Here is a 7,900-nt window from a genome sequence, read left to right on the forward strand (position 1 = left end):
GAGAATGATAGAGGAAACCCACACAAAGCTAACTGCTTATGCCACATTTTTCCTGCTTCTATCAGCCACAGGCATGGACGCAGCAAACACGGCACGCATTATGGGCATATCGCAAGGAGCCGTCAGAACCATGCGCCACAGACTCAAGAAGAAGGAAACCCCACACAAAGCTAACTGCCTATGCCACGTTTTTCCTGCTTCTATCAGCCATAGGCATGGACGCAGCAGACACGGCACGCATTATGGGCATATCTCAAGGAGCCGTCAGAACCATGCGCCACAGACTCAAGAAGAAGGAAAAAGGTGAAAATAACAATTAGAAATGCCACAGAAATGAAATGCCGAAACAGGCATCAGACATGCCCGAACGGCTATATCAGCTCATGCTCCTTAAAGCGCAAATAATGCCGTTATGGCAGTTGATGTGGAGGCATTATTGACTTTAACATATTAAATTTGCATTTTTGTGGTGAATTGTGGTGAATTGTGGAGGAAAATACTTACCTTTGGCACCGGATTCCTATTATAGATGTACGCATGCGATTTTTGGGAAGTATAGAAGCCAAGACCGACGTAAAGGGACGTGCCTTTTTGCCGGCGATATTCCGCAAAGAGCTACAAGACTCTTATGAGGAATATCTCGTCATGCGCAAGGACGTGTTTCAGCCCTGCCTCGTGCTTTATCCCGCATCCGTATGGAACCGTCAGACCGAGGCCCTGCGTTCGCGTCTTAACCGCTGGGACAGCAGGCATCAGCAGATATTCCGCCAGTTTGTGGCCGACGCAGAAATCGTTTCGCTCGACGCCAACGGGCGTTTTCTTATCCCCAAGCGCTACCTTAAGATGGCAGGCATAAGCCAGGAGATAAAGTTTATCGGCATGGACGACACCATAGAGATATGGAGCCGCGACAACGCCGACAAGCCTTTCATGGAGCCGGAGGAGTTTGGCGCGTCGCTCGAAGAGATAATGAAACAGGACATCAACGGCGGACAGACCGTATGATGCATGCAGCCAAGGGATCTTTTTTGTAACTCAACTAATCATCACTCAAATATAACGCAAATGGTGACCACCGCAAAGACATACCACATTCCTGTCTTGATGAAAGACAGCGTCGACGGTCTGAACATAGGTTCGGCCGGCATCTATGTTGACGTAACCTTCGGAGGCGGCGGACACAGCCGCGAAATTCTGTCGCGTCTCGACGCCGACGGACATCTGTACAGTTTCGACCAGGACGCCGACGCCGAAAAGAACATCATAAACGACAATCGTCTGACTTTCGTTAGGAGCAACTTCAGGTATCTGAAAAACTGGATGCGCTATTACGGCGTCGACCACATAGACGGCCTGCTGGCCGACCTCGGCGTGTCGAGCCACCACTTCGACGACGAGTCACGCGGATTCTCGTTCCGCTTCGACGCCCCGCTCGACATGCGCATGAACAAGCGCGACGGCACAACGGCGGCCGACGTGGTGAACACATACGACGAGGAGCGCCTGGCAGACATTTTCTACCTGTACGGCGAACTGAAAAACTCGAGAAAGATAGCCGCTGCGCTGGTGAAGGCACGCGCTGCACACAAGATAGAGACCACACAAGACTTTATAGGCGCCGTGGAAAGCCTGTTCAGGCGTGAGCGCGAAAAGAAAGACATGGCAAAACTCTTTCAGGCCCTGCGCATAGAGGTAAACAACGAGATGACAGCCCTGAAGGAGATGCTAAGGTCGGCAACGGAGCTGCTTAGGCCCGGCGGCAGACTGTCGGTGATAACATATCACAGTCTGGAAGACCGCATCGTGAAAAACGTGATGAAGACAGGCAACCCTGAGGGGAAGATGAAGCAAGACTTCTTCGGACGGATAGAGACGCCATTCACCCTCATAAACAACAAAGTGATAACGCCGGACGACGAGGAGCTGGCAAACAACCCGAGAAGCCGAAGTGCAAAACTTAGAATAGCTGAAAAGAAAGATGACTGAAAAAGAAGATTTGGAAAAGAAGATGAAAGGAGTGGCCGGTGACGACGGCCCCGGAAAAAACGAGAATGAGGAGAAACCGTCACTGTTTAAACAAGTGATGAGAGAGCAGGCCATAGAGGAAGAAAGGCCTCAGTCGGCCAACTTTACGCTGCGCAAGATTCTCGGAGGCGACTTCCTGTCTACCGAGATGCTGAAAAAACAGATTTGGGTGATAGTGCTCATAGCAGCCTTCACGCTGGTATATGTGTCCAACAGATACAGCTGCCAGAAAGACATGCTCGAGATAAACGAGCTGAACGAGCAACTTAAAGATGCAAAATTCAAGGCACTGGCAAGCTCGAGCGAGCTGACCGAGATGTGCCGCGAGAGCAATGTGCTGGAGATGCTGAAGAACAACAAAGACAGCATACTGCACATAGCCAATCAACCACCTTACATAATAAACGTACCCGAAAATGAGCAATAAGTTCGACAGAAAAAAGATAATTCCGAGATATAAGATCATAGCCTACGTGATGGTTGTGATTGGAATAATAATCATAGGCAAGGCCATGTGCATTGCCACCGTGGAGCGCGACTATTGGCTGAAAGTGGCTTCACGACTGAAGAAAGACAGCGTTGACATGAAGCCCGTAAGAGGCAACATCCTCAGCTGCGACGGCCGCCTCATGGCAAGCTCGCTGCCCGAATACCGCCTGTTTATGGACTTTAAGGCCGGCGGCGAAGAGAAAGACTCGCTGTGGCAGGTGAAACTCGACAGCATCTGCATGGGCCTGCACGAGATATTCCCCGAGAAATCGGCAGCCAAGTTTAAGGAAGACCTCGAGAAGGGACGCAAGAAGAAGAGCCAGCACTGGCCTATATGGAAATACCGCGTAAGCTACGACGTATATTCCGAGGTTAAGAAACTGCCGGTGTTCAACCTCTCTAAATATAAGAGCGGATTCCATGTAGAGACATACAACGCACGTCAGCGTCCGTTCGGCTCGCTGGCACAGAGAACTGTTGGCGACATGTATGGCGACAAGGACTCGGCACGTTGCGGACTTGAGCTATATTACGACACCATTCTGCGCGGAAAGATGGGAAAAATAAGCCGCAGGAAGGTGATGAACAAGTATCTTAGCATCACCACGCGCGAGCCTGTCAACGGCGCCGACATCGTAACCACAATAGACGTGGGCATGCAAGACCTTGCCGAGCGCGCGCTTATAGACGAGCTGAAAGAGATCAACGGCAACGTGGGCGTGGCCATCGTCATGGAGGTTAAGACGGGCGACGTGAAGGCCATCGTGAACATGACGAAATGTGCCGACGGCGAATACCGCGAGATAAAGAACAGCGCCGTGTCAGACCTGCTCGAGCCGGGCTCGGTGTTCAAGACGGCATCAATAATGGTTGCGCTCGACGACGGAGTGGTTGACACTACATACAAGGTGGACACAGGCAATGGTATATGGGACATGTACGGAGCCAAGATGCGCGACCACAACTGGCACCGCGGAGGCTATCAGATGCTGACGCTGCCGCAAACACTCGAATACAGTTCTAACATCGGCGTAAGCCGGATAATAGACAAGTTCTATCATGACAAACCGGAGAAGTTTGTTGAAGGCATCGACCGTCTCGGCCTGCGCACCGACCTGCATCTTCCGATTGTCGGATACGCAGCACCGAAAATTCGCATGCCGAAGAAGAACGGCAAGGGCCAGTATGTCAACTGGAGCAAGACGGCGCTGCCGTGGATGAGCATCGGCTACGAAACTCAGGTGCCGCCGATATCTACGCTCACATTCTATAATGCCATAGCCAACAACGGAACAATGATGCGCCCGCGCTTCGTAAAGCAGATTGTAAAAGACGGCGAGGTGATAGCCGAGTTTCCGCCAGAAGTGATAAAGGCGCGCATCTGCAAGGAGAAGACGCTGCGCGAGATACAGACCATACTTGAGCACGTGGTAAGCCAGGGCCTCGGCAAGCGTGCCGGTTCTACATCGTTCAAGGTGGCCGGCAAGACAGGTACGGCACAGATATCTAAAGGCGCCGGAGGCTACAAGTCGGGCAAGGTAAACTATCTGCTCAGCTTTGCCGGCTACTTCCCTGCCGACGATCCGCGCTACAGCTGCATCGTATGCATACAGAAATCGGGCCTCCCCGCATCGGGCGGCGGCATGAGCGGTCTGGTGTTCCACAACATAGCCGAAGGCATCATGGCACAAAGTCTGAAGCTGAGTGTTGAAGACGCACGCGACTCGCTCTCTATACTCATGCCCGACGTAAAGAGCGGCAACATCCTTGCTGCCGACTATGTGCTCAGCCATCTCGGCATCAGCACCAACAAGAACTGGAGCGGAAGCTATGCCAACGGCAATCCTATATGGGGAAGCGCTAAGAGAGAGGCATCATCGGTGATGCTCACCAGAGGGCCTCACTATGAAACCAAGATAGTGCCCGACGTAATAGGCATGGGTGCACGCGACGCCGTGTACATCCTCGAGAGCCGAGGCGTAAAAGTAAGGCTCAGCGGCCGCGGGAAGGTAACGCAGCAGAGTCTGCCTGCAGGACATATAATAAAGAAAGGTGAGGTATGCTCACTAAAACTCGAAATATAAAAACAATAAAGATATGACACTAAGTGAACTGATAAAGAACATTGACACGGTTAACATAACCGGAAGCACAGACATAGAAATAAAAGGCGTGGACATCGACTCGCGCCGCGTAGCCGAAGGCCATCTGTTCGTAGCCATGAAGGGCACACAGGTAGACGGCCATACATTCATCGGCAAAGCCGTGGCTCAGGGAGCAGCCGCAATACTCTGCGAGGACATGCCGGCAGAGGTTGCCGAAGGCGTAACCTACGTTCAGGTAAGTTCTACTGAAGACACCGTCGGAAAGGTTGCCACACAATTCTACGGCGACCCGTCGAGAAAGCTCAAGCTGGTGGGCGTTACCGGCACCAACGGCAAGACAACCATTGCCACCCTGCTCTACAACATGTTCCGCAAGCTTGGCTACAAGTGCGGACTGCTGTCTACGGTGTGCAACTATATCGAGGAAGAGAAGATTCCTGCCGACCACACCACCCCCGACCCTATCGAGCTCAACGCGCTGCTCAGCCGTATGGTTGATGCAGGATGCGAGTATGCCTTCATGGAGTGCAGCTCTCACGCAATAGCACAGAAGCGCATAGGCGGACTCAACTTCACAGGCGGTATATTCACCAACCTTACACGCGACCATCTCGACTATCACAAGACTTTCGAGAACTACCGCGACGCTAAGAAGGCCTTCTTCGACGGTCTGCCAAAGACAGCTTTCGCCATAACCAACGCCGACGACAAGAACGGCATGGTGATGGTGCAGAACACCAAGGCTAAGGTTAAGACATATTCTGTCAGAAGCATGGCCGACTTTAAGGCTAAGATACTTGAATGTCACTTCGGCGGAATGTATCTCGAGATTGACGGACGCGAGGTTGGAGTGCAGTTTATCGGCAAGTTCAACGTCAGCAACCTACTCGCCGTTTACGGTGCAGCCGTGATGCTCGGACAGAGTCCGGAGAACATACTCATAGCCATGAGCACGCTGAAGAGCGTCAGCGGCCGTCTCGATCCGGTTCACTCACCTCTGGGATATACAGCAATAGTAGACTATGCCCACACACCCGACGCCCTTGAGAATGTATTAAAGGCAATACACGAGGTGCTCAACGGCAAGGGACACGTGATAACCGTGTGCGGAGCCGGCGGCAACCGCGACAAGGGCAAGCGCCCGATTATGGCTCAGGAGGCCGTAAAGCAGAGCGACAAGGTTATCATAACAAGCGACAATCCGCGCTTTGAGGACCCGCAGGACATCATCAACGACATGCTGGCCGGACTTACTCAGCAGCAGATGACCAAGGTGGTGAGCATCGTAGACCGCAAGGAGGCCATACGCACGGCGTGCATGCTGGCACAGAAGGGCGACGTGATACTCGTTGCCGGCAAGGGACATGAGGACTATCAGGAGATTAAAGGTGTGAAACATCACTTCGACGACAAGGAGATAATCCGAGACATATTTGAAAATCAGAAAGCATAACCCCCAAACTTAAAGATAATGTTATACTATTTATTCCGTTTCCTTGAGCAGTTTGGCATTCCGGGAGCTCACGTGTGGGGCTACATCTCGTTCCGCGCGCTGCTGGCGCTCATCCTTGCGCTGGTAATATCAGCATGGTTCGGCGAAAAGTTTATCAAGTATCTGAAGAGCAAGCAGATAACCGAAACCCAGCGCGACGCCAAGATAGACCCCTTCGGCGTAAAGAAGATAGGTGTGCCGTCTATGGGCGGCATCATCATCATCGTGGCCATCCTCGTGCCCGTGCTGCTGCTAGGCCGCATGCGCAACATCTACATCATCCTGATGATAATAACCACGCTGTGGCTCGGATTCCTCGGCGGTCTCGACGACTACATCAAGATATTCCGCCACAACAAGGAAGGACTGCCCGGACGCTTCAAGATTATCGGACAGATAAGCATCGGCCTCATCGTGGGACTGGTGCTATGGTTCAGTCCTGACGCCAAGATAAACGAGAACCTGGCCATCGAGAAGCAGGATGGCAAGGAAGTCGTAGTGAAGCACAGGCCCGAGGCCACCAAGTCGCTGAAGACAACAATACCCTTCGTCAAAGGGCATAACCTCGACTACGCCAACATCATGAGCTTCTGCGGCAAGTACAAGACTGCTGCAGGATGGATACTGTTCGTGGTGATGACCATATTCGTTGTAACAGCCGTGTCAAACGGTGCCAACCTCAACGACGGAATGGACGGCATGTGTGCCGGCAACTCGGCCATAATAGGCGTGGTGCTGGGCATATTTGCCTATGTGAGCAGTCACATCGAATATGCCGCCTACCTCAACATCATGTACATCCCGGGCTCACAGGAGCTTGTGGTGTTCCTATGTGCCTTCATCGGTGCGCTTATCGGTTTCCTGTGGTACAACGCCTATCCGGCGCAGATATTCATGGGCGACACCGGTTCGCTGACCATCGGCGGTATCATTGCCGTGTGTGCCATCATCATACACAAGGAGCTGATGCTGCCTATACTCTGTGGAATCTTCTTCGTCGAAAGCCTCAGCGTGATAATGCAGGTGTGGTATGCCAAAATGGGCACCCGCAAGGGCGTAAAGCAGCGCATGTTCAAGCGCGCGCCGCTGCACGACACCTTCCGCACGCAGCAAGAGCAGCTCGACCCGGAGATTAAGTATCTATTCAAAAAGCCCAAAGGAGCGGTGCACGAGTCGAAGATAACCATACGCTTCTGGATTGTCACCATCATCCTTGCGGCACTCACAATCATTACACTGAAAATAAGATAAACAGACGAGTATGAAAAGAATCGTTATATTAGGAGCCGGTGAGAGCGGTGCCGGAGCCGCCGTACTGGCAAAGAAAGAAGGCTTCGACGTCTTCGTTTCTGACATGTCGTCCATCAAGGACAGATACAAGGACATGCTCAACAGCCACGGCATAGAATGGGAAGAGGGACACCACACGGAGGAACTCATCCTAAACGCCGACGAGATTATCAAGAGTCCGGGCATCCCTTCAGACGCCCCGATGATAAAGAAATGCGTGGCAAAGGGCATCCACCTCATCAGCGAGATTGAGTTTGCAGGCCGCTACACCGACTCAAAGATGATCTGCATAACGGGAAGCAACGGCAAGACAACCACTACATCACTGATATATCATATCTTCAAGAGCGCAGGCTACGACGTGGGCCTGGCCGGAAACATAGGCAACAGTCTCGCACTGCAGGTGGCCGAGACGCCGCACGACTATTATGTCATCGAGCTCAGTTCATTCCAGCTCGACAACATGTACGACTTCCGCGCCAACATAGCCATCCTGCTG

8 protein-coding genes are annotated in these 7,900 nt (G+C 52.3%); all 8 read left to right on the forward strand.

Features of this window, described 5'->3' with window-relative positions:
- The coding region (locus QVO66_RS12840; RefSeq protein WP_441295439.1) for a hypothetical protein at nt 1–307 on the forward strand (307 nt) is incomplete at its 5' end.
- Nucleotides 308–537: 230 nt separating this feature from the next.
- A complete protein-coding gene (gene mraZ, locus QVO66_RS12845) occupies nt 538–1,005 on the forward strand; it encodes a division/cell wall cluster transcriptional repressor MraZ (protein ID WP_021855904.1) in 468 nt (155 codons plus the stop codon).
- Between the two features lie 60 nt (nt 1,006–1,065).
- A complete protein-coding gene (gene rsmH / locus QVO66_RS12850; protein WP_021855905.1) occupies nt 1,066–1,986 on the forward strand; it encodes a 16S rRNA (cytosine(1402)-N(4))-methyltransferase RsmH in 921 nt (306 codons plus the stop codon).
- Nucleotides 1,979–2,452, forward strand: a complete 474-nt coding sequence (locus QVO66_RS12855; protein WP_021855906.1) for an FtsL-like putative cell division protein — start codon at nt 1,979–1,981, stop codon at nt 2,450–2,452. The genes rsmH and QVO66_RS12855 overlap by 8 nt, the downstream gene beginning before the upstream one ends.
- A complete protein-coding gene (locus QVO66_RS12860; protein WP_021855907.1) occupies nt 2,442–4,598 on the forward strand; it encodes a penicillin-binding protein in 2,157 nt (718 codons plus the stop codon). Before QVO66_RS12855 ends, QVO66_RS12860 begins: the two co-directional genes overlap by 11 nt.
- Nucleotides 4,599–4,611: 13 nt before the next feature.
- A complete protein-coding gene (locus tag QVO66_RS12865; protein WP_021855908.1) occupies nt 4,612–6,072 on the forward strand; it encodes a UDP-N-acetylmuramoyl-L-alanyl-D-glutamate--2,6-diaminopimelate ligase in 1,461 nt (486 codons plus the stop codon).
- A gap of 18 nt (nt 6,073–6,090) precedes the next feature.
- Nucleotides 6,091–7,362 (forward strand): phospho-N-acetylmuramoyl-pentapeptide-transferase, encoded by a 1,272-nt coding sequence (locus QVO66_RS12870; RefSeq protein WP_021855909.1) that lies wholly within the window; start codon nt 6,091–6,093, stop codon nt 7,360–7,362.
- A gap of 10 nt (nt 7,363–7,372) precedes the next feature.
- Nucleotides 7,373–7,900 (forward strand): Mur ligase family protein (locus tag QVO66_RS12875; protein ID WP_288172889.1); only part of this gene is annotated, 528 nt, incomplete at its 3' end.

It is taken from the genome of Prevotella sp. CAG:255 (assembly GCF_000431195.1).
Taxonomy (GTDB): domain Bacteria; phylum Bacteroidota; class Bacteroidia; order Bacteroidales; family Bacteroidaceae; genus Prevotella; species Prevotella rara.

Coding starts and splice junctions, on each gene's coding strand:
- QVO66_RS12865 (WP_021855908.1), top strand. CDS start 4,612: ATGACACTAAGTGAACTGATAAAGAACATTGACACGGTTAACATAACC.
- QVO66_RS12870 (WP_021855909.1), top strand. CDS start 6,091: ATGTTATACTATTTATTCCGTTTCCTTGAGCAGTTTGGCATTCCGGGA.
- QVO66_RS12855 (WP_021855906.1), top strand. CDS start 1,979: ATGACTGAAAAAGAAGATTTGGAAAAGAAGATGAAAGGAGTGGCCGGT.
- rsmH (WP_021855905.1), top strand. CDS start 1,066: ATGGTGACCACCGCAAAGACATACCACATTCCTGTCTTGATGAAAGAC.
- QVO66_RS12860 (WP_021855907.1), top strand. CDS start 2,442: ATGAGCAATAAGTTCGACAGAAAAAAGATAATTCCGAGATATAAGATC.
- mraZ (WP_021855904.1), top strand. CDS start 538: ATGCGATTTTTGGGAAGTATAGAAGCCAAGACCGACGTAAAGGGACGT.